Source organism: Rhizobium sp. F40D2 (assembly GCF_051810745.2).
Taxonomy (GTDB): domain Bacteria; phylum Pseudomonadota; class Alphaproteobacteria; order Rhizobiales; family Rhizobiaceae; genus Rhizobium.
In genome coordinates, this window is the sequence record NZ_JBPWQX020000004.1 from 617,578 (window position 1) to 642,631 (window position 25,054).

Annotated in this window: 20 protein-coding genes and 4 pseudogenes; 20 read left to right on the forward strand and 4 right to left on the reverse strand. The window is 59.1% G+C overall.

Features of this window, described 5'->3' with window-relative positions; translation table 11 throughout:
* Positions 1–41 precede the first annotated feature (41 nt).
* The 14 genes and pseudogenes from ACS4RS_RS31635 to gcvA all read left to right on the forward strand — a co-directional run bounded on the left by ACS4RS_RS31635 (position 42) and on the right by gcvA (position 13,293).
* Positions 42–800 (forward strand): alpha/beta fold hydrolase, encoded by a 759-nt coding sequence (locus tag ACS4RS_RS31635; protein ID WP_439012171.1) that lies wholly within the window; start codon positions 42–44, stop codon positions 798–800.
* Between the two features lie 57 nt (positions 801–857).
* A pseudogene (locus ACS4RS_RS31640) lies at positions 858–1,400 on the forward strand (AbrB family transcriptional regulator); the annotation flags it as partial.
* Between the two features lie 58 nt (positions 1,401–1,458).
* On the forward strand, positions 1,459–1,914 hold the full coding sequence (locus tag ACS4RS_RS31645; protein ID WP_439012588.1) for an AbrB family transcriptional regulator: 456 nt from the start codon (positions 1,459–1,461) through the stop codon (positions 1,912–1,914).
* A 229-nt stretch (positions 1,915–2,143) separates the two neighbouring features.
* On the forward strand, positions 2,144–2,332 hold the full coding sequence (locus ACS4RS_RS31650; RefSeq protein WP_439012172.1) for a hypothetical protein: 189 nt from the start codon (positions 2,144–2,146) through the stop codon (positions 2,330–2,332).
* A gap of 32 nt (positions 2,333–2,364) precedes the next feature.
* Positions 2,365–2,643, forward strand: a complete 279-nt coding sequence (locus ACS4RS_RS31655; protein WP_439012173.1) for a tripartite tricarboxylate transporter TctB family protein — start codon at positions 2,365–2,367, stop codon at positions 2,641–2,643.
* A gap of 9 nt (positions 2,644–2,652) precedes the next feature.
* Complete coding sequence (locus ACS4RS_RS31660) at positions 2,653–4,164, forward strand: tripartite tricarboxylate transporter permease (RefSeq protein WP_439012174.1); 1,512 nt, start codon at positions 2,653–2,655, stop codon at positions 4,162–4,164.
* Between the two features lie 139 nt (positions 4,165–4,303).
* Entirely contained in the window at positions 4,304–5,326 is a 1,023-nt protein-coding gene (locus ACS4RS_RS31665; RefSeq protein ID WP_439012175.1) for a tripartite tricarboxylate transporter substrate-binding protein, read from the forward strand.
* A 94-nt stretch (positions 5,327–5,420) separates the two neighbouring features.
* Positions 5,421–6,632 carry a CoA transferase gene (locus tag ACS4RS_RS31670; RefSeq protein WP_439012176.1) on the forward strand — a complete coding sequence of 404 codons (1,212 nt, stop codon included), beginning with the start codon at positions 5,421–5,423 and terminating at the stop codon, positions 6,630–6,632.
* A complete protein-coding gene (locus ACS4RS_RS31675) occupies positions 6,629–7,987 on the forward strand; it encodes an MmgE/PrpD family protein (protein WP_439012177.1) in 1,359 nt (452 codons plus the stop codon). The genes ACS4RS_RS31670 and ACS4RS_RS31675 overlap by 4 nt, the downstream gene beginning before the upstream one ends.
* Positions 7,988–8,132: 145 nt before the next feature.
* Positions 8,133–8,933 carry an enoyl-CoA hydratase-related protein gene (locus ACS4RS_RS31680; protein WP_439012178.1) on the forward strand — a complete coding sequence of 267 codons (801 nt, stop codon included), beginning with the start codon at positions 8,133–8,135 and terminating at the stop codon, positions 8,931–8,933.
* A gap of 9 nt (positions 8,934–8,942) precedes the next feature.
* Positions 8,943–11,009 (forward strand): acetate--CoA ligase family protein, encoded by a 2,067-nt coding sequence (locus ACS4RS_RS31685; protein WP_439012179.1) that lies wholly within the window; start codon positions 8,943–8,945, stop codon positions 11,007–11,009.
* Between the two features lie 79 nt (positions 11,010–11,088).
* Positions 11,089–11,828, forward strand: a pseudogene (locus ACS4RS_RS31690) (thiolase family protein); the annotation flags it as partial.
* A 42-nt stretch (positions 11,829–11,870) separates the two neighbouring features.
* Complete coding sequence (locus ACS4RS_RS31695) at positions 11,871–12,290, forward strand: hypothetical protein (protein WP_439012589.1); 420 nt, start codon at positions 11,871–11,873, stop codon at positions 12,288–12,290.
* A 109-nt stretch (positions 12,291–12,399) separates the two neighbouring features.
* Complete coding sequence (gene gcvA / locus ACS4RS_RS31700) at positions 12,400–13,293, forward strand: transcriptional regulator GcvA (RefSeq protein WP_439012180.1); 894 nt, start codon at positions 12,400–12,402, stop codon at positions 13,291–13,293.
* Between the two features lie 261 nt (positions 13,294–13,554).
* On the opposite strand, the gene ACS4RS_RS31705 is transcribed toward gcvA, so the two are convergent.
* Positions 13,555–14,874 (reverse strand): class-II fumarase/aspartase family protein, encoded by a 1,320-nt coding sequence (locus tag ACS4RS_RS31705; protein WP_439012181.1) that lies wholly within the window; start codon positions 14,872–14,874, stop codon positions 13,555–13,557.
* A gap of 67 nt (positions 14,875–14,941) precedes the next feature.
* A complete protein-coding gene (locus ACS4RS_RS31710; RefSeq protein WP_449314140.1) occupies positions 14,942–15,895 on the reverse strand; it encodes a Bug family tripartite tricarboxylate transporter substrate binding protein in 954 nt (317 codons plus the stop codon).
* A gap of 167 nt (positions 15,896–16,062) precedes the next feature.
* On the opposite strand from ACS4RS_RS31710, the gene ACS4RS_RS31715 reads away from it, so the two are divergent.
* From ACS4RS_RS31715 to ACS4RS_RS31730, 4 genes and pseudogenes are all read left to right on the forward strand, one after another.
* Entirely contained in the window at positions 16,063–16,320 is a 258-nt protein-coding gene (locus ACS4RS_RS31715) for a GntR family transcriptional regulator (protein ID WP_439012183.1), read from the forward strand.
* A complete protein-coding gene (locus tag ACS4RS_RS31720) occupies positions 16,317–17,162 on the forward strand; it encodes a hypothetical protein (protein ID WP_439012184.1) in 846 nt (281 codons plus the stop codon). The genes ACS4RS_RS31715 and ACS4RS_RS31720 overlap by 4 nt, the downstream gene beginning before the upstream one ends.
* Positions 17,163–17,184: 22 nt before the next feature.
* Entirely contained in the window at positions 17,185–17,646 is a 462-nt protein-coding gene (locus tag ACS4RS_RS31725) for a tripartite tricarboxylate transporter TctB family protein (protein ID WP_439012185.1), read from the forward strand.
* 11 nt (positions 17,647–17,657) lie between these two features.
* Positions 17,658–19,159 (forward strand): annotated as a pseudogene (locus tag ACS4RS_RS31730) (tripartite tricarboxylate transporter permease).
* Between the two features lie 345 nt (positions 19,160–19,504).
* Here the strand turns inward: ACS4RS_RS31730 and ACS4RS_RS31735 are convergent.
* Both ACS4RS_RS31735 and ACS4RS_RS31740 read right to left on the reverse strand, forming a co-directional pair.
* Positions 19,505–19,674: pseudogene (locus tag ACS4RS_RS31735) on the reverse strand (integrase core domain-containing protein); the annotation flags it as partial.
* Entirely contained in the window at positions 19,671–20,567 is an 897-nt protein-coding gene (locus ACS4RS_RS31740; protein ID WP_439012186.1) for a LysR substrate-binding domain-containing protein, read from the reverse strand. The gene ACS4RS_RS31740 and the pseudogene ACS4RS_RS31735, both read right to left, overlap by 4 nt.
* Positions 20,568–20,854: 287 nt before the next feature.
* On the opposite strand from ACS4RS_RS31740, the gene ACS4RS_RS31745 reads away from it, so the two are divergent.
* Both ACS4RS_RS31745 and ACS4RS_RS31750 read left to right on the forward strand, forming a co-directional pair.
* Positions 20,855–22,528 carry a GMC family oxidoreductase N-terminal domain-containing protein gene (locus ACS4RS_RS31745; RefSeq protein WP_439012187.1) on the forward strand — a complete coding sequence of 558 codons (1,674 nt, stop codon included), beginning with the start codon at positions 20,855–20,857 and terminating at the stop codon, positions 22,526–22,528.
* Positions 22,521–25,049, forward strand: coding sequence for a CoA transferase (locus ACS4RS_RS31750; protein WP_439012188.1), 2,529 nt, complete (start codon positions 22,521–22,523; stop codon positions 25,047–25,049). The genes ACS4RS_RS31745 and ACS4RS_RS31750 overlap by 8 nt, the downstream gene beginning before the upstream one ends.
* Positions 25,050–25,054 lie beyond the last annotated feature (5 nt).

The following is a 25,054-nucleotide window of genomic DNA, read 5'->3' on the forward strand; positions in this document are numbered from 1 at the left end:
ACATAGACGCGGATCCCGAAGACGGACGTCCGGCGCTGCTGTTGGTTCACGGCATGCTGTCGAGCCGAAACCACTGGCGGCCGAACCGCAGCCTTTCCCAAGAGTTTCGCGTCGTCAGAATAGACCTGCCGGCGCACGGTCTTTCGCCAACGCCAGAAGATGAGGCCGATGCCACGCCGGAGGCTCTGGTTCAGGCGATCGAGGCTGTCCGAGCGCGCCTGCAGATCAGCAGATGGCATATATGTGGCCAAAGCTTCGGCGCTGCCTTGACGCTTCGTTATGCGTTGACCTTTCCCCATCGGGTGATCGCCCAGGTTTTCACCAATGCCAATGGCGCGTTGCGGGAAACCTGGGATGCCGCTCAGCAGCGCCGCAACCTGAACCAGATCGATGAAATCCTGCAGGAGGGGCACGCAGCAATGCGGCGGATGGCCTATCATCCTTGCCACGCCAGGCGATTCCCACCGGATCTGCGGGAGATCCTAAGCCGGGATGCCGACAGCACGGATGTCGCCGGCATTGCACTGCTTCTGGCGCAGGCGACGCCTCGCTTGTCTGTCCGCGACAGGCTGGGCCAATTGCGTGTGCCGACACTGCTCGTCAACGGGGTATGGGAAAAGCGGTTCCAACCCGCGCGCAAGTGGCTTTCCGAAACTTATCCGCATATCGTGATCGAGGATCTGCAAGGGGGGCATTCCATCAACATTGAATGCCCTGACGAATTCAACGCAGCAGTGTCTCTGTTCCTTTCGGACATCGATGATGCGCCCCTGCGTAACCGTTCCCCATCACCACAATAAGCGCCAGAAGAACGCATGGACGCGCAGAATGGGTTGGCCAGGAGAAGGTTTCAATACATGGGGCGCCTGGTGCTTATCTACTCGCTGGGTTCCCTGGGCGGTGTGATCGCAGCAAGGATCGGCTTGCCGTTGCCCTGGATGATCGGCCCCTTGCTGGTAACGGCAGGGCTCTATCTGACTGGTCTCGCAGACATCGTCATTCCGGTGAAGACGCGTCCCGCCGGCCAGATCGTCATCGCATCGCAGGTGGGCGTCTATTTCTCACCAGCCGCTTTCGCGATGATGTTGACGCTTGCTCCCCTTCTCGTGGGAATGGCCCTGGCAACGGCAGTCTGTGCCTTCGCGGTCGCGCTGCTGCTGGCACGCGCGGCGCGGCTAAACCTGACAGCTGCCTTCCTCGCGTCTCTGCCTACAAGTCCGGTTGAGGCGGCGATCATGGCAGAGCGCTTCCAGTGCAATCCGGGTCCCGTCATCCTGGCGCAGACCGTTCGCATCGCGGCTGTCGTCGTGCTTGTCCCCGTCATCATCTACGCCATCGATGGCTGGCCCACCTCTGCCGGTCTGCTTATTCCTGCTGTCTTCGATCCGGCGGGAACTGCTATATTGTTGGCAGTCGGGGTAGCAGGCGCCTTGCTGTTTCGTCTGCTGCGGATCGCAAATCCCTTTTTTCCTCGGGCCGCTTGCCGCCTCGTCGGCGCTTGCGGCTGTCGGCTTTGGTCCGTTCTTCTATCCTTCCGTCATCCTGTCGGCTGCGCAGGTCGTGCTGGGAGTCTGGCTGGGGTCTACCTTTCGCAGGGCCTTGTTCAAGGCTGCCGGCCGGCTGGTCATAGCGTCCATCCTGGCGACGCTCGCCCTTTTGGCGATGACATCAGGCGTCGCCGTCGCCATTGCCATGACCTTGGGTCTCGATTGGAAGCTGATGGTTCTCAGTGCGGCCCCGGGCGGCGTGACCGAAATGGCATTGACGGCAAAATTCTTGGGCCAGGATGTGGCGCTCATCACAGCGTTTCACCTGACCCGCATCTTTATTTTCATCCCGAATATTCCTTGGATCATCGGCTTAATCCATCGCTACGAAAAGGGCAGTTCAAAAGATGCCGATCGGGACAACTAGTCGAGCATGGGGGGCATACACGGGCTTGATTGCCGATCCTGACCAAAGAAATGAGGCGTTCTGACCAAATCAATTCTCAGTTCAATTCGCCACCCTCATTTCCGATAACGACAGTAGGCCCCACTCCAACTGCTGCATGCGCAAAGGTTGCGAGCAGGGACCTTCGAATGCCCCTGGAGGAGGGGCCCGGCGGCGAGATCCTTCTCGTGCCGCCGAAAGGAGGAGATTTATGGAAAAAGACCCTGTCCACGCGGGCAAGCAACGTATTTCCGACTGTATTCGGGTTCCCCTGCCTCTGCTTGAGGTGACAGGCGGCTTGATGCTTCTCGCGACCTTGATCTGGTATGGGCTGGACGCGCGAAACCTGCCCAAGCCCTTTAACGCGACCGATATCGGTGCGGGGGGTTTCCGCTGCTGATTGCCGGCGGCACCATCGTCGCAACGCTGCTGATGATCGGTTTTGGCATAGCTGGCCTGTTCGGTAAGACGGAACGGGACGTGACCCACTGGCGTCGGCCCTTCTACGTGTTGATCACCAGCCTCATCTTCATCGCGCAAGCCGCCTGGTTCGAGACACTGGGCGTCTATGTCTGCGTGGGAGTCTTTTCGGCTACGGTAATGCTCGCCGCTGGAGAACGTCGCCCATTGCATCTCCTGGGCGTTCCCTTGGCTCTGGTCGCTTTCATCTACGTCGTGTTCGCGATCGCGCTCAACGTCGTTTTTCCGTGAGGAACCGAAATGTTTGAAAATCTGCTGTTAGGCTTCTCGGCGTTCGGTGATCCGATGGTGTGGGTGAGCCTCGTCTTTGGTGCCCTTGCCGGTTATCTCATCGGGGCCATCCCCGGCCTGGGGCCAAGCCTGGGCGTGGCGTTGCTCATTCCGTTCACCTACGGCTTGGATCCGGTCGTTTCGATCGTGGGATTGGTCGCGCTCTATGCCGCTGCCGAATATGGCGGTGCGATAACGGCCATCCTGATCAATTCTCCAGGTACCTCGGCCGCCGTTGCCACGGCATGGGACGGCTACCCGCTGACGCAGCAGGGACGGGCGGGCGAAGCGCTGATGGTGTCAATCATCGCTTCTGGCATCGGGATCTTTGTCAGTGCGCTGTTCCTGCTGTTCACGGCAGTTCCCTTGTCGGAATTTGCGCTCCGCTTCGGACCCGGAGAGTATTTCGCGCTGGCGGTTGTCGGCCTCAGTCTGGTGGTCGGCCTTGCAGATGGTCTGGTCATCAAAGGTGCTGTTGCCATGGGCATTGGGCTTGCGCTGGCAACGGTTGGCCTGGACACCCAGACAGGTGCGCCGCGTTTTGCGGTCTCGACGGAATTGTTCGAAGGTCTTCCGCTGGTGCCGGTACTGCTCGGCCTCTATGCGCTGTCGGAAGTGCTGTTCATGGTGGAAGAGGGCGCGACCGCCAAGGTCAAGAGCCCTCCGGTCGGCGGCTTCTTGTCCTGGAACTGGAAGGGGCTTTGGCCACTCAACGGCGTCATCATGAGAAGTTCCGTTCTGGGCTATGTGATCGGCATTATCCCCGGGGCGGGCGCGTCGATCGCTTCCTTCATCGCCTATGCAATGGCCAAGAAGACCTCCAAGCGTCCGGAACTGTTCGGCAAGGGGTCGATGGAGGGGGTTGCTGCGTCGGAGGCGGCAAACAACGCAGCAGTGTCCGGTGCAATGGCGCCGCTGCTGGCACTCGGCATTCCGGGATCGCCGACCACGGCGGTGATGATCGGGGCGCTGATGATCCAGGGTATTCAACCCGGTCCCTTGCTGTTCAGCCGCAATCCCGAAATCCCATACACGATCTTCGCCTCGCTGTGGATCGGCGTGCCCATCATGGTGTTCATCGGTCTCGCTGGGGCACGCGGCTGGGCACAGGTGGCCAACATTCCGCGACCGGCTATCGCTGCCATCGTCTCGGCGATCTGCCTTGTCGGGGCCTATTCTTCCGAAGGCACGATGTTCCCGGTCTATGTGATGACGGCCTTCGGTATACTCGGCTACCTTATGCGCAAGATGCAGATACCGCTCGCGCCGGTCATCCTTGCGCTGGTACTCGGCGAAATGATGGAGACGAACTTCCGGCGGGCGCTGATCACATCGCAAGGCAGTCTGGATATCTTTTACTCGTCTCCCCTGACACTCGTTCTGCTGCTGATCGCAATACTCGCGTTCGTCCTTCCCGCGATTGGTTTTATCCGGCGTCAGCGGCATTACGACCAAGATGAGGGTAAGACGGCAGCAAGCTAAGCCTGATCCAGGAGAGGTGGCCGACGGCTCTCCCTGGATCAAGACCAATTTTTGGGTCCACCTGGACTGACCAAAGCTCAGTTCATTTCTTTCGTGCAATCAGCACAATGATGACGACCGGAGAGGAGCCGGGCTCTTCATGTTCAATCTTGGGAGGAATGTCATGTTATTCAATCTGTTCAATATCGTCCGTACACGCAGCCTTGCCGTTTGTATGACCATCACGGCTGCACTTGGTGCAAGCCCGGCAGTTGCGGCGACGCCGTGGAAACCGTCAGGTCCTGTCAACGTCGTGATGCATACCAAGCCTGGCGGAACGGCGGATATCTTCATCCGCACGCTTGCCCAGTCGCTTGAACCCTTGATCGGCCAGACCATCGTGGTGGTGAATGCACCCGGTGCAGGGGGTGCGACGCAGATGGCGCGTGTCGCCCATGCGAAGCCCGATGGCTTGACGCTCGGGATCAACACGATGACCCATTTCACGAGCATGCTGACGAACCTTAAGGGAACGTTCTCGACCGAGGATTTCTCCTGGGTGGCTTCGACGCAGGAAGATCCGATCATCTATTTCGCGCGCGCGGATTCCGACATCAAGACAATTGGTGACCTGGTTGCAAAGGCGAAGACCAATTCTGGGACCATCAATATCGGTGGATTCGGTCCGGTGGGATCCATGCAGCATCTGGGCACATCCATGCTCGAGAAGGCTGCCGGCGTAAAATTCAACTGGGTCGGCTTCGATTCAACGCCTGACATCATGACCGCCCTGCTTGGCGGGCATGTGGATATCGGTGTCTCCAATCTCGGTCCCACGGCCCCGTTCTTCGAATCCAAGCGTATCATCGGGTTGGGTGTTCTGGGGGAAAAGCGTCTCGACGGACTTCCGGACCTGCCCACTTTCGGCGAGCAGGGCTTCGAAGTCGACACAAGCTGGGTGCAGGTCCGTGGCCTCTTCGGACCGAAGGATATGCCTATCGAATTGCAGCAGCAGATCGCCGATGCCTTCCACGAAGCGATGAAGGCGAAAGTCTACCAGGATTATGCGCGCAGCACAGGCGTGGTCGATTCCTGGATGGGACCAGAGGAATACACTGCCTTCGTTCGCGCCGTCAGCGACACTGCCGTGAAGCAACTTCAGGCAGCTGGTCTCCTGCAATAAAGCGAGGGTTCGCCTGCAGCAAGCTGCACGCGACAAGCCCGGCGGTGACCTACCGCCGGGACGATCGATACAAGAATTTGAAAAGGAGAGGCCCATGACGAAAGCGCTTGCCGGATTGCGTGTCGTCGACACCACCCATGTTCTCGCGGGACCGTTCGCCAGTTACCAATTGGCTGTCCTGGGTGCTGAGGTCATCAAGATCGAAGACCCTTTCGGTCCGGATCAGGCCCGCCTTCAGGGATCTGATCGGGAGCTCAGCAATGCCGGCATGGGCACGGCCTTCATGTCGCAAGCCTCCAATAAGAAAGCCATGGCCTTGAATCTGAAGGTTGAAGGCGGACGCGAGGCATTGAAGCGTCTGATCCAGACGGCCGATGTCTTTGTCGAGAACTACCGGCCCGGGGCCTTCGAGAAGCTTGGACTGGGCTATGAGGACATGCGGGTTCTCAATCCCGGCATCATCTACTGTTCGATCTCGGCATTCGGATCAACAGGCCCGCGGCGCGAACAGACCGGTTATGATTCCGTACTTCAGGCCTTTTCCGGTATGATGGCGATGACCGGTGACCAGGACAGCGATCCCCTGAAATGTGGAGCTCCTGTGGTCGATTATGCGACGGGGACGACGGCTGCCTATGCAATTACGGCGGCCCTCCTGCAACGTGAGCGCAACGGAGGCAAAGGCCAGTTTATCGATGTCTCCATGCTCGACGTCGCCCTCATGCTGTGCAGTCCCTCCGTGACCGGCTACCTGTGGAACGGCAGCCATCCCAAAGCCAAGGGCAACCGTTTTCCGTTCGCCACCATTGGTCTTTACCAGGCATCAGACGCCGACCTGATGATCGCGGCCTCCAACCTGGAGCAACAGCGTCGCCTGTGGATCGCGCTTGGCCGGGAGGACCTGATCAAGGTCAGCAATGATCAGCGCCTCGATGGACATGCTGAGGAAGAGCGAGCCCTCAAGCAGATCATCGTGACGATGCCCGCCGATTACTGGGAGAATTTCCTGCGCGGGCGTCGCATCCCAGCAGCGCGCGTTCGTCACCTGAAAGAGGCGCTGGCGGATGCGCAGATCTCCACCCGACCGGTTCTGCACAAGCATAGCTCGCCTGGCAGCCCGATTGATGGCCTGGTGGTGCCCGTCGCCGGTTTCACCATGTCTGATAGCCCGCCCGGCCTGACCTTCCCACCGCAGCCAGTCGGCGCCCAGACGGAGGAACTTCTGCAGGATCTTGGTTTTGACGATGTCGCTCTAGAAAGGCTTCGCACCGAGAATGCGATCTATATGCAGGGCTCAGATAAATGATCAACCCGCTTTTGACACTGGCCGAAGCCGCCGCTGACTGGCGTCATTGCCCCCTCGATGAGGCGGTGCACTGGGCCACGCGACGCGCCTTGCTTGACTGGTTTGCCACCACACTGCCCGGTTGCGTCCGCGCGCCGGCAACACTCCTCGCGCCGGTAATGATGGAGGTGAGGGGAAGCGGCGGGGCATGGTCCTACGTCGACATGCGAGCATGCAGCCCGCGACGAGCGGCGTTTCTTAATGCTGTTGCCAGCCATACGGTGGAGTTCGACGACATCTTCAAGGATGGCGGCTATCATCCAGGCAGTCCGACCATCTCTGCGGCTCTCGCGTTGGCCCAGCATTTTGGTTCAACGCTTGATGAACTGCAGCGGGCCATCATCGCCGGTTATGAGGTCGGTTGCCGTATATCCCTGGCGATACAGCCCAGCCATTATACCTACTGGCACACGACCTCGACCGTCGGCACGATCGGTTCGGCGGTCGCTGGTGCAATGCTGCTCGGCGGCGACGGTCGCGTCATCGGCCATGCCATCGCGCTTGCAACGAGCTTTGCAGGTGGGCATCAGCAGAACCTGCAGGGCGAGGGGATGGCGAAGGCGCTCCATCCGGGGCATGCGGCCGATGCCGGGATTATGGCGGCCATGGCCGCGGCCGCCGGCGTGACCGGCTCCCTGGACAGTCTTCATGCTGCAAACGGCTATGCTGCCGCGACGAGCGATACGTCCGGTCAATGGGAGCGCGCGCTTGATGGCCTTGGCACCTGGACACCGATCACCCGTATGACGGTCAAGGCGCATGGCTGTTGCGGCCACATTTTCCCTGCACTCGATGGCATCAGCCTGATGTACGAGCAGCACGGATTTGGCCCGGCGGATATCGAAGGCGTCGAGGTACTCGGCTACCGCGCAACGCAGACCATGTGCAACAGACCGGATCCCGTGTCGGCCCAGGAGGCACGTTTCAGCCTGCAATATTGCTTGGCGTCCCATCTGCTTCTGGGAGGTGTGCGGCTTTCGGCATTCGAGCCTGCAACAATGACGCGGCCCGACATTCGCAGCCTGATGACGATGATAAGTTTGGCCGAAGATCCGGCTCTTTCGGCTGACTATCCAAACCGGCGCCAGGCGCGGCTGACTGTCACCCTCAAGGACGGCCGAATTCTGGAACATCTTCAAAAGACGCGGCGCGGCGATCCGGAAAACCCGCTCAGCGACGCAGATCTGGTCGCAAAATTCCACGAACTCTCCTCCGGCATCATCGCGAAACGGGATGCCGAGAGCCTTGTTGCGACAATTCTCCATGGCGATGACTTGCCCGGAAAACTGACACCAGACGCCACCGAGGAACGCTAGGTTCGGAGGCTGAGAAAAAGTTGGGCAAGCTCGGCCAAATGGTCGGTTGTCCGGCAGCAGATGCGAAGACATTCATTCTTGCAGACAGGCGGAACATCGGGCTCGCCCTTGGCAAGGCTTGCGAAGAACAGGAAGGACCGACACCATGACCATCAATGTGCGTGCATACGAATTCGTCGCACTGTCGCATAAGAACGGCATCGCGACCGTGACATTGAATCGTCCGGATGTGCGCAACGCCATCAATGACCAGATGCGCGCCGAGCTGATCGAAGCGTTCGAGCATCTCGCGACCGACAGATCTGTGCGCGCGGTCATTTTGACCGGAGCTGGCAAGGGTTTCTGCTCCGGCGGCGACGTATCTGGCATGCGCGCCCGGTTGGACGCGGCACCCGGTGATGTTGCTTTCAATGGCTGGACGCGTCAACGAAGCACACACAAGGGTGTGGCCGTCATTCACGGCATCACCAAGCCGGTGATCGCGGCCGTGAACGGCGCTGCATTTGGCCTTGGCCTCGATATGGCACTCGCCTGCGATTTCATCATCGCGTCGGAAGGCGCCAAAATGTCCATGAGCTTTATCAAGCGTGGCCTCGTATCTGACGGCGGCGGCATGTATTTCCTGCCGCGCCGGATTGGTCTTTCGCGTGCCAAGGAACTGATTCTAACGGCAAGAGTCGTCGAAACCGCGGAGGCCTTGCAGATCGGCATGATCGATCGTGTTGCTGCACCGGAAAAGTTGCTCGAAGAGGCGCAAACTTGGGCCGAGCAACTGAGTATCGGCTCGCCGGCCGCCATCGCGCTGACGAAGTCCATCCTCGACAAGACCTTCGAGAGTTCGGACGAGACGATTTTCGCGCTGGGCCGAGAGGCGCAGGCAATTTGCTACACGACCGCCGAGCACCGCGCATCAGTTGAGGCATTCCTCAACAAGACAAACGACTGAGGTGGTACGATGACGTTCATACAGGCACTTCTGAACCCCGCAAGCGTCGTCGTCGTTGGCGCATCCTCGGATCCGACCAAACTCACGGGGCGGCCGATCGCTTACCTCCAGCAGCACGGATATCAGGGGCAGATCTACCCGATCAATCCGCGCTCCGAGATGATCGGCGACTTGAAGTGCTATGCCGATGCGCAGAGCCTTCCAGAGGCACCCGATCTCGGCCTTGTGCTGGTTGGCGCAAACCGGGTGATCGACGCCGTTCGGGATCTTTCAGCGGCAGGGACGAAAGCCGCCGTTGTCTTGGCCAGTGGTTTTGGAGAAGCCGGTGAAGAGGGACAGCGGCTGCAGGCGCAGCTGCGCGAGGCTGCCGGTTCGATGCGCATCCTCGGGCCAAATACGATCGGTCTGGTCAACCTCACCGACGGCATCATGCTGACGGCGAGCGGCGCCATGGACATGAAGGATTTTCGCACCGGCGGCATTGCGGTGTTGTCGCAGAGCGGGGGTATTTTGGGCTCGCTGTTGTCGCGCGGCGTTGCCCGTGGCATTGGTTTTTCCAAGCTCGTTGCCACAGGCAATGAGGCAGACATCGAGGTGGCGGATCTTCTAGATGCGATGGCGGATGATCCCGCCACAACCGTCGTTGCCCTTTATCTTGAAACTATCCGCAATGTGGAGAAGTTTCGCCGCGCAGCGGCAAGGGTGATCGCGGCCGGCAAATCGATCGTCGCATACAAGGTTGGTCGGTCGGAAACGGGTGCGCAATCCGCGGTTTCGCATACAGGCGCCTTGGCGGGTGCCGATCGCGTCTATGACGCACTGTTTGTGCAACTCGGGATTATCAGGGCCCAGACATTCGCTGACCTTCTGGATATTCCGGCGGGATTGGCGCAGGGGCGTGTCCTGGCAGGCAAAAGGGTTGCCATCGTCACCTCGACCGGTGGTGCGGCAACCATCGTGGCCGACAATGTCGGTCTGGCTGGTCTGGAAATGCCAAGCCCGGATCCAGAGACCGCGCAAAAACTGTTGGCCCTCGACCTCAAGGAAGCTGTCCTCGACCGAAACCCCATCGATGTCACCCTGGCAGGTCTGCGGCCCGACCTGTTTCGTGCCATCCTGAAGATCCTGGCGGAAAGCCCGAGCTACGACGCCATCGTCGTCGTCGTCGGCTCTTCCTCTATCGGACAGCCTGACGTCGTGGCGCGACCGCTGCTCGAATCGATGAACATCAGCAACAAGCCGATCATGGCCTATGTCAGCCCGGATGCCCCGGGCATTGTTCAGCATCTGAACGCCAGCGGCATACCGGCTTATGCCGCGCCCGAAAGTTGTGCGGCGGTATTGAAGGGGCTGATCCGGCGTCCTGTGACAGTGGCGGTGCCGGAACAGGCGAAACCGGCGGTCGATCTTTCGGATCTGGCCGCTGGTGCCTTGAACGAGGCAGATGCGAAACGGCTCTGCGCGCGCTTCGGTTTCCCGATCACACGGGAAGTGACAGCCATGACGCCTGCCGAGGCGGCAGCCAAGGCTGGCGATTTCGGCGGGTCGGTGGTGATCAAGATCCTGTCCGACGAGATTCTGCACAAGTCCGAAGTCGGAGGCGTTGCTGTGGGTGTCGCGCTGGCTGACGTTGAGGTTGCCTGCGAGGCAATGCTGGCAAGGGTCAGGTCTGCGACGACAGCACGGATTGACGGCTTGCTGATCCAGGAGCTCGTCAAGGGCGGCGTCGAATTCATCCTCGGCTACAACTGCGATCCTCAGCTTGGGCCCGGAATACTCTTGGGCGCCGGCGGCGTGCAAACCGAGCTTTATCAGGATGTGGCCATGCGGCTGCTGCCTGTGACACGGGACGATGTCAAAGAGATGATCGGCGAGCTCAAATGCGCCGCTCTGCTTGAAGGTTTCCGTGGCCGTCCCGTGGCCGACACCGAAGCTTTGGTCGATGCCGTCTTGTCTTTCGCCGATATGGTCGTTGCTTTGGACAGCCGATTGGAGGAAGCGGAAATCAACCCTGTCTTCGTCCTCGAAAAGGGCAAAGGTGTGCGTGCCGGGGATGCTTTGGCGGTCCTTCGCTAAACGCATCCGGCGCTCGGCCAGCCCGGCCGGGCGCTCTTCCCTTCTCGTCCGCTCACGTCAATTCAGGTGATATGCAACCATGTCCGATGTCTACCTTTGCGACTATATCCGTACCCCAATCGGCCGATTTGGTGGAACGCTTGCGTCTATTCGACCTGACGATCTGGGCGCGGTGGTGCTGAGATCACTGATGGCTCGCCATCCGTCTCTGGACTTCGAGGCTATTGATGAGGTCGTTTTCGGCTGCGCCAATCAGGCGGGCGAGGATAACCGGAATGTCGCGCGCATGTCATCGCTTCTGGCGGGATTGCCAATGAGCGTTGCGGGAACCACGATCAACCGGCTCTGCGGCTCCGGCATGGATGCGATCATCGCCGGCGCCCGCGCAATCAAGTCAGGAGAGGCGGATCTGGTCATCGCCGGCGGCGTCGAAAGCATGAGCCGCGCCCCCTTCGTCGTGCCGAAAGCCGAAACCGCCTTCAGCCGCACGGCCTCGATCGAAGATACGACAATCGGCTGGCGATTGATCAATCCGTTGATGAAAGCGCAATACGGCGTGGATTCAATGCCGGAGACAGCGGAGAATGTGGCCGAGGAGTTCGGCATATCGCGTGAGGACCAGGACGCTTTCGCCTATCGTTCTCAGGCAAAGGCAGCAGCAGCTCTGGCCAATGGCCGCTTTGCCGAGGAGATCGTACCTGTCGAGATAGCCCAGCGGAAAGGTCCGCCCCTCCAGTTCAGCCAGGACGAACATCCCCGTTTGACCAGCCTCGAAGCCTTGGCGGGCTTGAAGGCGCCTTTCCGGAAAGGGGGAGTGTCACAGCCGGGAATGCAAGCGGCGTCAACGATGGATCAGCAGCCGTGATCCTTGCCAGCGATGATGCCGTGAAACGACATGGTCTGACCCCGATCGTGCGAATGCTGGGCGGCGCCACCGCAGGTGTCGCCCCGCGTGTCATGGGTATCGGACCTGTCCCCGCACTGAAGAAACTGATGGCGCGCCTCAAGCTGGAGCAGAGTATTTTAGACGTCATCGAACTCAATGAAGCCTTTGCAAGTCAAAGTCTTGCCTGTCTGCGGGAGCTTGGCATCGCTGACGATGATCTGCGGGTCAATCCGAATGGAGGTGCGATTGCGCTTGGCCATCCGCTGGGCATGTCGGGTGTCCGTATAACGGGAACGGCCGCGCTTGAAATCGCAAAAACCAAGGGCAGATACGCGGCCGCCGCCATGTGCATCGGTGTTGGGCAAGGAATTGCCGTGGCGATGGCTGGTATATGAGAAGGACCCTGTTTGATCTGGCGTTGGCGCAGACGTGTCGGGGCGGTTCAGGGTCCTGCCGTGCGCGGGGGCGATTTGCGAGCCGCAGCCAATGCGATATGAGTAGATCATGAGCAATATCATCCCACCTCTCAACCCCCTGCGTACCTTCGAGGCCGCTGCGCGCCTCTCCAGCCTGACACACGCAGCGCAAGAGCTGAACGTGTCGCAGGTGGCCGTCAGCAGGCAGGTCAAGGTTCTGGAGGACTATCTTGGTGTGGTTCTGTTCAAGCGATTGCATCGCGGCATTGAACTGACTGATGAGGGGCAGCAGCTTTACGATGGCGTCACCCGCGCGTTCCTGGAAATCGGCAATGCGGCGAAGCGTGTTTCCAGGCGGGGCAGGCGAGACATTCTGGCGATCCAATCCTACACGACATTTTCGCAACGCTGGCTCATCCCCCGCCTGACGCAGTTTCACGACGCTTTTCCTCGGATCGAAGTGCGTCTGAGTTCTTCCATCGCACCGGTTGATTTCGAAACGCAGAACCTGGATGCCGCCATTCGTGCGGGCAAGGGGAACTGGCCGGATCTCCACTGTGAGAAGCTGGTCGATGTCGAGCTGATCCCAATCTGTTCGCCGGCGTTTCAGACAACCCACAAGTTGAAGAGCCCTGACGATCTCAGCCGTGTCAGGCTGTTGCACTCTATGGCGCGCCCCACCGATTGGCACGCCTGGATTAAGCGTGTCGGCGCTGCGATCGATCCTGAACCAGGTGTGCGTTTCGAAAGTTCTGCCCTTGCCTATGAGGCCGCGTCGCTGGACATCGGCGTCGCTATTGCGACAAAAGTCTTTATCAATCGGCATCTGCAGGCGGGCAGTTTCGTCGCACCGTTTGATATGACCTGCTACAGCGGCGAAGGTTATTATCTTACCTGGCCCAAGAACATATCGCCATCTCTGCCCCTTCAAAAATTCCTGGTTTGGATGCGCGAGCAGATCGGTGAGGAAGAGCATTCCTAGACTAATCGTTGCAACGGCCTGCGAGTTGACCTTTCCGCTGGCGTTCGATTCCACTCAAGGCGAACTTACTTGCCAAAATCCTATCTCGTTCTGCGAATGCTTGTCCAAAGGACGAAAAAAGAGGCAAATTCCCGCTAATTCGAGCTTGGTGATGATACCTGCGAAGATGAGGTTCTGGGGCTGAACGTAGCGTCTGGAAGATCGGTCTTAGACGATTCCTATCCACGGGCATTTCATTCGGAGTTGGGGCATTTGCCAAGCCTATCTGGTCAATCGGTCAACGAGTGCGCCAGACTCGCCTGTGTAGCCCGCCGCATCCAGCGTGACTGCATCTGCACCCTCCATCTCCCTATGCTCGGCGATGGCAGTGGTAAACGGCACGCCATCCATGACGGACCGCTGTGCCGCTTCATAAAGCATATGATGCGCCTTGTGGCGACCGAGCCGGTCGGACAGCTGCATCATCGCGGCTTCCGAAACAATCAGGCCGTTGGTGATATCGAGATTTCGGCGCATGGCGTCCTTGTTGACGACCAGGCCGGAGACAAGCCGTGCAAGGGTTTCGGCGATCGACGCACCGAGAATCGCCATCTCGGGTACTGCGACGTCCGCCACGTTGGTGGCTGAGGAATCGCCTTCTCCCATCCGGTTCATCGATCCGATGATGAGTGGCAGCCGCGCCTGCAGCATGCGACTGAGGCTGACCAGGAGAAGTGCTGTCGATGGATTGCGCTTCTGGGCCATGGTCGAGCTTCCCACCTTGCCCAAATGGAAGGCCTCTTCCACTTCGGCAATTTCTGTGCGCTGCATGAACACTATGTCCTGGGCTATTTTTTCTGCGGTACCGGCAAGCAGCGTCAGCGCGGAAAAATAGTCATTGGCGCGATCGAAAGACGATCGCATTGGAAGGACGGCCGGCTCCAGATCGAGTATTCTGCCCATTTCCTTTTCGACTTCCGGACCGCGCGGGCCCATGGCTGCAAAGGTGCCGATGGCGCCGCCAAGGCTGGCAACGAAGGAAGGGCGGATACGCGCCTTAAGGCGGTCCCGATCCCGGCGCACTTCCTCAAGCCAGCCTGTGACCTTGAAGCCAAACGTCATCGGCAGTGCGTGCTGGCCATGAGTACGTCCGGCTTGCAGCGTGTCGCGGTGCTCTTTGGCAAGTGCGTTGAGTGTGTCGGATGCGGCAGCCAGGCTTGCATCGATCAGGGCATGAGTACGGCGCATCTGCAGCGCCACGCCGGTGTCGAAGATGTTCTGGGTGGTCGCACCCCAATGCACATAACCGGCGGCCGGCTCGTCGCAAAGTTCCTCGATCTGGCGCAAGACCGGGACGAAGGGGTGCTGGGCGTAGGCGATGTCGCGGCTGAGGCGCTCGGTGTCGAACAGTTCCTGTTTGCAAGCGCCAGTGATGACCGGTGTCACTTCAGCGGGAATAACGCCAAGCCGTCCTTGGGCTTGCGCCAGGGCCGCCTCAACGTCGAGCCATGCCTGCAGCGTTGCCACGTCGCTCCAGATGCTCTTGGCCTCGCTGCTAAACCAGTGACGGGTCATAAAGGAGTCGAACATTCCTACGGTCATGGCGTATCCGGTAGTTTCAAGAAGAGAAAAAGGGTGCCCCGGTCAATGGACCTGAGCACCCACGATATCACTCGACGGTGATGGAAGCGTCGTCGATAATCTTGCGGTAGATTTCCGCCTGCTGATCGATGAAACCCTTGAATTCGCCCATGGGCAGAGGCGCGGCAGCAAAGCCGGCATCCGAGAGGCGTTTTTTCACGTCATCCTTACCGAGGGCATCGATAATTGCAGAACTGACGGCCTTCGCAAAGGCGTCGTCCGTTCCGGCCTTCAGGAAGAGCCCCTGCCACAAGGGCAATGCCAGTCCGGCAAAACCATCGGTTTCACTCAGAGTCGGTACGTCCGGCAAGGCCGCGCTGCGCTCGGCGCTGGTGACGGCTAGGACACGGATCTTGCCGTCCGCGGCAAAGGGCAAGGCTGTCGATGTCGTCAACACGGCAGAGTCGAGAATGCCGGCCAGGAGATCGTTCGAAACCTGGGTGCCTCCCCGATATGGTGCGTGAATGAACGTTACGCCTGCACGGTCGGAAATCATTTCGCCGACAAAATGCTGAGCCGAACCGATGCCTGGCGAACCGTAGGTTAAAGTGTCCGGCTCTGCCTTGGCCGCCGCGACCAAATCGGCAAGGGTCTTATAGGGAGAGGCGGCCGGAACGGCGATCGCCATCGACGTAAGCGCGGTGCGCCCAACCGGCAATGTGGAGGATTTCCAGTCAACGCCAACCGACTTGTTCAGCATTGGCACTGCCACAGTGTCGAAGCCGCCATAATACAGCGTGCTGCCATTGGCCTTGCCATTGATCAGCTTCTGCAGCGCAATCATGCCGCTGGCCCCTGTAGCGTTTTCCACGACGACGGAGCGGCCGAGTCGTGTCGATAGTTCAGGCGCCATGACGCGCGCCGCATAATCGGCGCTTCCACCGGCCGAGTAGCCGACAAGGAGCGTAATCGGTCCCTCGGACTGGGCCAATGCCGCTATCGGAGCCGCAGCGATCAGGAAAGCTGACAGGCCAATGCGCATGAAATCTCGTTTATGCATGGTTTCCTCCTTCGATGAATACAATATATATTGTATTCATCTTTTATTGCTGATACTACCGAATACATCGAGATTTTCCGTTCCGCAAGCTTGTGTATAAACAAAATTGATCTTGATGTTTTGTAATGTATTGTAATAAGGATTCGATAATGTCAGACATCTCGCGCATCCAGTCTTATCTTCGATCCGTCGCCATGACTGCGTCGTCGGGCGAGCGCGTCCCGACTGTGCGGCAATTGATGCGGGACTTTTCACTGACGCAGCCAAACGTCGAGCGAGCCCTGAGCGCGCTGAAGGACGAAGGGTTGATCGCTGCTCATGTTGGCCGAGGGACATTCTTTACGGGTGGCACGGAGCCTGCGGCCGTCACGCGGCGCGTGACCTGTGAGATCGCTCGCGCAGTGTGATCCTGCTCAAGCGTTCGTCCAACAATCTACGGGGACGCGTCGTTCTCGACCGACTGCAGCAGAAGCTTGCGGAGGCCGGCGATGTGACACTCGAAGTTGGCTATTCGGATCCGGATCACGCCAAGCAGGTGCTGCAGACCCTGCCACGCTTTGATGCCTGCATCGTGCAGAACTCGTTCGACACCATGCCCGTGGACATGATTGCCGCCATCCGCCGTAAAACCGAGACGATCATCGTTGACGGAGCATGGCTGGTCGGAACCGACATCGATGCGGTCGGATTCGAATGGGGCGAGCCGGTCGAGACCGCGGTGCGCCGTCTCGTCGCCTCGGGTCATGAGAAGATCCATCTCATCACCACCACCAGTTTCTTCCTGGCTAACGAGATGGGCCTGCATCGCTGGCGCAGCCTCAAGGCGAGACCGGAGCTTGCATCCGTGCTTGCCCCCGAGATCAGAGTGCCGAGGCTGCCGCCAAAAGATTATGAAGAAGCGGTCATCGTCGCCATTCGCGACGCAGGTCTCATCTCGTCCAAAGGTGTGCGGCAAGCGCTTCTGGTCTGGGGTATCGAGGACGGCGAAAAATTCCGGGATTTGCTCAAGCGCGAGGATATCAGCGTTCCCGACGATTTGTCGGTGATCCTGCTCGGCCGCACTGATCTCGGTGCCGAGGCCGGCGGCTTTTTCCACGTCATCGGCTATAGCGCTAATGATCAGGCCGAGGGCGTTTATGCGCGACTGAAAGAGCGCTGGCAGCGTCCGGACGAGCCATTCGGGCTGCGCCTTTTGCCCATGACCGAGCGACCGGGGCGCTCCGTCGCTGGCGGGCCAACTGACATTTAAGACTTAATCGGAGGAGAGTTCAATGTTGCGGATACGAGGGCAGAAGGATTTCGGGATTGGGGCAATATATTTTGGCCTCGGCTTGGCGGGGCTGATTATCGCGCGGGATTATACGTTCGGCACTGCCGGCCGCATGGGCCCCGGCTATTTTCCGACCATCATCTCCGGACTGTTGATCCTGTTCGGATTGGTAACGCTGTCGCGAGGATTGCTGCGGGAGGGAGGTCATCTCGAAGACATCAACTGGAAGGGCGCAGCTCTTGTGACCCTGTCGGTCTGCGCGTTTGGCTTTCTGCTGGAGGGCGCGGGACTTGTCATCGCACTTGTTACCCTTGTGCTGATCTCGGCTGCCGCAAGCGACCGCTTTCGCCTTGATGCGGGTGCACTGCTCGGCCTGGTCGCCCTGGTTGCTTTCTGCATTGCCGTCTTCGTCTATGGGCTCGGCCTGCCGATGCCCCTTCTCGGCGACTGGCTTAGATTGTAGGGGACGAGCACATGGATATCCTTGCAAATCTGTGGCTCGGCCTTTCGGTGGCTGCCAGCCTGCAAAACCTCCTCTATTGCCTCGTCGGCGTTTTTCTCGGCACGGCCATCGGTGTGCTGCCGGGACTTGGTCCCGTCGCCACGATCGCCATGCTGCTGCCGATTACCTTTGGCCTCCCTCCAGAAGCAGCCCTCATCATGCTGGCCGGAATCTATTATGGTGCACAGTATGGCGGCTCAACCACCGCAATTCTTGTCAATCTTCCGGGCGAACCTTCCTCTGTCGTGACTGCACTGGACGGCTACCAGATGGCGCGTCAGGGCCATGCCGGCCGCGCCCTGTCGACGGCGGCCATTGGCTCGTTTATTGCCGGTACCATTGCAACCGTTCTCATTGCGGTCTTCGCACCCGCGCTTGCGGCTGTGGCCCTGCAGTTCGGGCCGGCCGAATATTTCTCGCTGATGGTTCTGGGCCTGATTGCCTCGATCGTTATGGCATCCGGTCCCCTTTTGCATGCGCTGGGCATGATTTTGGTCGGGCTTCTGCTCGGAATGGCCGGCACAGATGTCAATTCCGCCGTTCCCCGTTTTACCTTCGGGGTGCCGATGCTGTCGGACGGGCTGAACTTCGTCGTGCTGGCGATGGGTGTCTTCGGCCTCGGTGAGATTGTCGCCAATCTCGCAAATGCAGCGGACCGATCCGTGATGACTACTCGCATTACGGGGCTAATGCCGACGCGCGCCGACTGGAAGCGCATCATCGCACCTATCCTGCGCGGTACCGCGCTCGGATCGCTGCTCGGGATACTTCCCGGTGGCGGCGCGGCGCTCGCCTCATTTGGCTCCTATGCGCTTGAAAAAAGATGTCGCGAACGCCGGAAATGTTCGGAAAGGGCGCGATCGAAGGCGTCGCCGGACCGGAGGCGGCCAACAATGCCGGCGCCCAGACCTCGTTCATTCCGATGCTGACGCTCGGTCTGCCATCAAATTCGGTAATGGCGTTGATGATCGGCGCGATGATCATGCAGGGCATTCAGCCGGGGCCATCGGTGATGACGGAGCAGCCAGCGCTGTTCTGGGGTCTGATCGCCTCCATGTGGATCGGCAACCTGATGCTGCTGGTGCTTAACCTGCCGCTGATCGGGCTGTGGGTGAAAATGATCTCGATCCCCTACCATCTGCTTTTTCCAATCATTATCGTTTTCTGTGCAATCGGCGTCTTCAGCGTCAATAACAGCACGTTTGATGTCTACGCGATGGCCCTATTCGGGATTATCGGATACGTATTCCGCAAGCTCGATGCTGAGCCGGCCCCGTTGCTGCTGGCCTTCATCCTTGGTCCGATGATGGAAGAATTTCTGCGCCGGACGCTGCTGTTTTCGAAGGGTGATCCGAGCGTGCTGATGACCAGGCCGATCAGCGCAGGCCTTCTTCTGCTCGCTGTCGCGCTTTTGATTGCAGTGATCTCGCCGTCCGTCCGGCGTAAGCGGGAAGAGGCGTTTCAGGAGGAGTAAGGGTCGACTTCTGAACGGTATCACGTGCGCCCGGGTTGGATTCCATCAAGGCGAGGGTTGGTACTGATATTGTCATTTGGTTACCGCACGGATGCTTGCGGCGGATACTCTATCAAATGCACTTCGGCCACTTCCCGATCGAGCCGGGGTTGCGGCGCCATCGCCGCTGTCATGCAAGATGATGGCGGATTCCGCCGTTCGCGGTAACGTACTGCCGAAACAATTACAGGGCATAGGAAGCTTAACGGGCTCGAACATCCGGCGCTGGTTCCTTCGAACATCGGGGTCGGTGGTTCAGATCTATTCAAGGCGTGTCAAACGCTAGATCAGGTGCGTTTGGCTCTCTGTCCAGAGCCACCGCTTGGCGAATTCCTGTGCCTCCTCGAGGCTTTCGATGATATATCGGCGAACCATTCATGCCTTACGGTCGGTTGTGGCGCTCGACATAGGCGAGCGGCTTTCCGGGCTGAATGTGATTCAAAGTAATTCCCTTGCGTTTCGGCCCATTCCATCATGTTGCGATCGTATTCTCGCTCAGCGTATCGAGAACGAATTTTCCAATCCCGGTTTTTAGGAAGGCCGATTGCGCGACGAGATAATAGCCCCGTGATGATGAAAGAGGCTCCTGATCCAAAGCGACCAAGAGATTGTTGTCTAGCATTTCGTCGATTACGCCGCGCCAACCCAAAGCAATTCCGTGGCCCATCAGGGTCTGATGGATCGCGATGCCGTGATTGGTGACGACGATGCCGGCATCGATTGCTTCCGTCTCCGGTGATCTCTGATCGCGCCAATCGCGCCAGGTGAACCACCGTTGGTTTTGGTCTTCCAAATGAATGAGAGGACCGTTCTTCAGAATTTCCGCTCGCGAGCACTTTGCAAGGCGCGCCGCCACTGATGGTGCTGCAACGGGCACCACGATTTCTTCAATCAGCTTGTGGCTTTCAAATCCCGGCCAATCGCCGTCGCCGAAAAGTATGGCGCAGTCGATGTCTTCCAAAGGTATGTCTTGATCACGTTCGGCGGTGGTAACTCTTATCGCCAGATCTGGGTTGGCCTGCCTTACCCGCGACAGTCGTGGCAACAACCAGAACATTGCAATTCCCGGATAGGTCGCCAGTGCCAGCCCTGGAGGACGCACGCTCTTTCGAAGGGCAACGCTCGCCCGTGTCATATCCTCCAACGCACCTGCAATACTGCGGTAGTAAGTTATCGCATCGGAAGTGGGAACAGTTTGGGCACCCCTTCGCTCGAACAGCCTGATCCCCAAATCACGTTCCAGCGCGTTGATTTGATGACTGATCGCCGGCTGGCCGACGTTTAGCTCTCGCGCAGCCTTGGTGAAATTTCCAAGACGAATGCACGCCTCGAAAGCCCGTAGTGATTTCAATGGTGGCAGGTCGCGCATGAAGCGATTGATCCCTCTTTGTCGTCGGCCGGAAGCTGATGTGGGTCATCATACATTATCGAAAAAAATAATACTTAGATGAATCTTACCGGCGTGTTCAAAAGGCAATTTTTGTAAGAAAGGTAAGGCCAGCCACTCGCTTGCAAAAGGGTGGAGGACCGGGAGGAAATCGGTATGACTACCAATTCGGTGGCGCCCTTCGCAGGCACCCGCAATCCCCTTTCGCAGAGTACGGCGAATTGCGAATGGGCCTTCATACCGGTCGCCTTCCAAAGGGGATACCGGTGATGAACCAAGATCAATTCGATTACGTTGTTATTGGGGGCGGAAGCGCCGGCTGCGTGCTCGCCAACCGCCTGAGCAAGGATCCTGCAAAACGCGTGCTTTTGCTGGAGGCTGGCAAGAAAGACAATTATCCGTGGATTCATATCCCGGTCGGATATCTCTATTGCATCGGCAATCCGCGCACCGACTGGCTGTTCAAAACGGAGGCCGAGCCGGGACTGAATGGCCGAAGCCTGCGTTACCCGCGCGGAAAGACATTGGGCGGGTGCTCTTCGATCAACGGTATGATCTACATGCGTGGACAGGCAAGGGACTACAACACCTGGTCCGAACTGATCGGAGATGAGCGCTGGGCCTGGGAAAATGTTCTTCCCGCCTTCAAAGCACATGAGGATCATTACCGGCTCGACAAGGGCGCCGATCCGCAAACCGGTGACAACAGCCGGTTTTCCGACATGCACGGTCACGGGGGCGAATGGCGGATCGAAAAGCAGCGCTTGCGCTGGGATATCCTCGAAGCGTTTGCCGACGCAGCCGTGGAGGCCGGCATACCGAGATCTGCGGACTTCAACGGTGGAGATAACGAAGGCGTCGGCTATTTCGAAGTCAACCAGAAATCGGGCTGGCGCTGGAATACTTCCAAAGCTTTCCTGCGTCCGGCCCGAAAGCGGGCGAATCTTGTCATATGGACCGAGGCCCACGTTCAAAAGCTTCTGATCAAGGCGGGTCCGGAAGGACAGAAGCATTGTGCCGGCGTTGTCGTTTTGCGAAATGGCAAAGAAGTCTCGGTCCGCGCCAGCGGCGAGGTGATTTTATCTGCCGGAGCCATCGGATCGCCTCAGATTCTGCAGCTTTCCGGGATCGGGCCAGCAGCCCTGTTACACAAGCACGGTATCGAAGTGGAAGTAGACTTGCCGGGTGTAGGCGAGAACCTTCAAGACCACCTGCAGATCCGTGCTGTGTTCAAGGTCAACGGCGTCAAAACCCTGAATACATTGGCGAACAGCGTCTTCGGCAAGGTAAAGATCGGCATTGAATATGCGCTTCGGCGAAGCGGGCCAATGAGCATGTCGCCGTCGCAGCTTGGCGTGTTTACCCGCTCCGACAACAATCAGGCCCATGCCAATCTCGAATACCATGTGCAACCTCTCAGCCTGGACGCTTTTGGCGAGCCTCTGCACAGCGTTCCGGCATTCACGGCGAGTGTGTGCAATCTCAACCCCACGAGCAGGGGGACTGTCAGGATCCGTTCAAATCGGAGCGGCGATTCTCCGGCGATCGCACCCAATTATTTGAGCACGGATGATGACCGCAAGATCGCGGCCGACAGCATTCGGCAGATCCGCACGATCGTTTCGCAGCCGGCGCTCGCACGCTATCAGCCCGTCGAATGGAAGCCCGGCGTCGAATTCCAGACCGATGCGGAACTGGCAAAGCTTGCAGGCGACATCGCCAACACGATTTTCCACCCTGTCGGAACCACAAAGATGGGGAGGGACAATGACCCCCTGGCGGTGGTCGACAGCCATTTGCGGGTCCGGGGTATTAAAGGCCTGCGTGTCGTCGATGCCGGCGTCATGCCGACGATCACCAGTGGCAATACCAATTCGCCAACAGTCATGATCGCTGAAAAGGCGGCGGAAATGATACTTCGGGAGGCTGGCCAACATGCCTGATCAGGGAAAAGAAGAGTTGAATCGCGCGGGACTGCCGCTGGCAGGAGTTACTGTCGTTGATTTCGGCCAGTATATCGCCGGGCCTGCGGTGGCGATGATCCTGGGTGATCTCGGGGCGACGGTCGTGCATATCGACCCTCCTGCGGGTCCACTTTGGGACAATCCAGCAAACGCCATACTCAATCGTAACAAGACGATCGTATCGATCGATCTCAAGACGGATGGCGGCCGGGCCGAGGCGCGGGCGTTGATCGACCATGCCGATATCGTCGTTGAAAATTTTCGTCCCGGGGTGTTGACCCGTCTCGGTATTGATTTTGCCGAACTGCGGACGAAGCGACCCGAATTGATCACCGTATCGATTCCCGGATTTGCTTCCAATGATCTGTTGCGGCGCGACTGGCGAGCGTTCGAGACGGTAATTGCCGCCTCTTCCGGCGTGTTTACCGATATGGGGTTGAATCGGGTCCTGATGGGCATAAACCCGTCCTTCTCGCCGCTACCGCTTGCTTCGGCATATGGCACGATGCTGGCGGTTTCTGCCACGGTTCTGGCGCTGCAGGCGCGTGAGCGCACGGGGCATGGCGATCATATAGAAGTGCCGCTGGCAAGCGCGGTCATGGAAGGCCTTTCCTATAATTCAATCAAGGTCGACGAATATCCCGTGCGTTACCAGACGCAGCGCGAACAGGAGATCGAACGCAGGCGGAGCGAAGGCCTGCCGATGGATATGTCGTACGACGACCTGCAGGAGTTTCTCGATCCCTTCTATCGCAGCTACATGTGTAGCGATGGCCGGATGTTCTACGTCGTCTGCCCCAGCCACAAGAACCATGCGAAGCGTTGCCTGCAAACGCTTGGCCTCTACGATGACCTTGTGGCCGAAGGGCTTCGCGAGGAGGAAGATACCTATCTGCCGGTGGCAGAATGGTCGTCGGATGTTTCGCTCGGGGTCTATCCCCTCCCGAAAGTCTGGGCCGACAAGATCGCCACCCGCATGAAAGAGGTCTTCCTGACCAAACCCTCGGCGGAGTGGGAACGCATCTTTGGCGAGGGTCTATTCCCCGGCGCGCCGCAGCGCTGGCTGAAAGAGTGGATTGTCGACGATCACGCCAAGGCCGCGGGTCTGATGATCGAGGTGGAAGATCCGGTTGTCGGCCGCATGATCCAGCCTGGGCCTATGGCCTGGTTGCAGGAAAGCGGCGAAGCCATGCTGGCGCCGCAGCCACGCAAGTGGACGACCTTCAAGGAAGCACTGGCGACAATTTCACCTGCGGAACGGCCCGATTTGCCCGCGCCGACGACCGGGACCCCAGGTGGCTGGCTTGATGGCGTCAAGGTGCTCGACCTCTGCAATGTCATCGCCGGTCCGCATTCGGTCGCTTATCTGGCCCGCTTCGGTGCCGACGTCATCAAGATCGATCCCGCAAAACCGCTTTATGACTGCTGGAATACCGTGATTTTCGGCATGTCGCACATGCGTGGCAAACAGTCGGCGCTTCTGAACATCGGTTCGCCCGATGGTCGGGTGGTCTTCGAGGATCTGGTTCGTTCCGTCGACGTCGTCGTCTGGAATGCCACCGATCGCCAGGTCACGGCGATGGGGCTCGATGCCGAAGGACTGAAAGCGCTCAATCCGCGGGCGATCTTCTGCCAGCTGGATTGCTTCGGCGGTGTCCGCACAGGACCGCGCACAGACTATCTCGGTTATGACGACCTAGTTCAGGCCGCGACCGGCATCATGCTGCGGTTCGGCGGATCGATGGATACGCCGGAGGAGCATGCCCACGTCGGCACTATCGATGTCATGTGCGGTTTTGGCGCGGCCCTCGGTGTGGCTGCCGCCCTTTACCAGAGGTCCAGAACAGGGATTGTCGGCCGGCCACGCACCTCGCTTTCCGCTCTGACTGGGCTGGCCCAGATTCCGTTCTGCTACGACTATGAGGACCGGCAGCCATTTAACGAGCCGGCCGGCCGCGAGACCAAAGGTTATGACGCTCTGTCGCGGCTATATGAAACAGCGTCCGGTGATTACCTCCTTCTAAGTGCGTCGGAAGCGGACCTGCCACGGTTTGGTGAAGTCGAGGGGCTGAGAGGGCTTCCTTCTATGGCGCGTTCGGACCGCGAAGCCTATCTCGCAGGGGCGTTCCTCACAGCACCCGCAGAGGTCTGGCAGCAAAGGTTGGTTCAGGCCGACATCGGTGTATCGCTGTGCGAATATCTTGAAGCGATCAGGAGCCGAAGCGCAAGGGTTGCGGATGGCGAACCGGGGACTGAACGCGGCAGCTACTCCTTTTCGATCTTCCCGAATCATCCGAGCGGGCGTGCCGTAACCCAGCTTGATCCCTTTGCCGTGCGACCGGTCGTCGGCAAGGTCACGTCGCTCGCGCCGGCAGAAAAATACGGCGCATCCACACGCCCGGTTCTGAAATCACTGAACTACACCGACGTCGAAATCGACAGGCTGATCGCCTCCGGTACGGTTAGCGAGAGCTGGAGTGCCGAGTATCTGCCGAGCTGATCGCA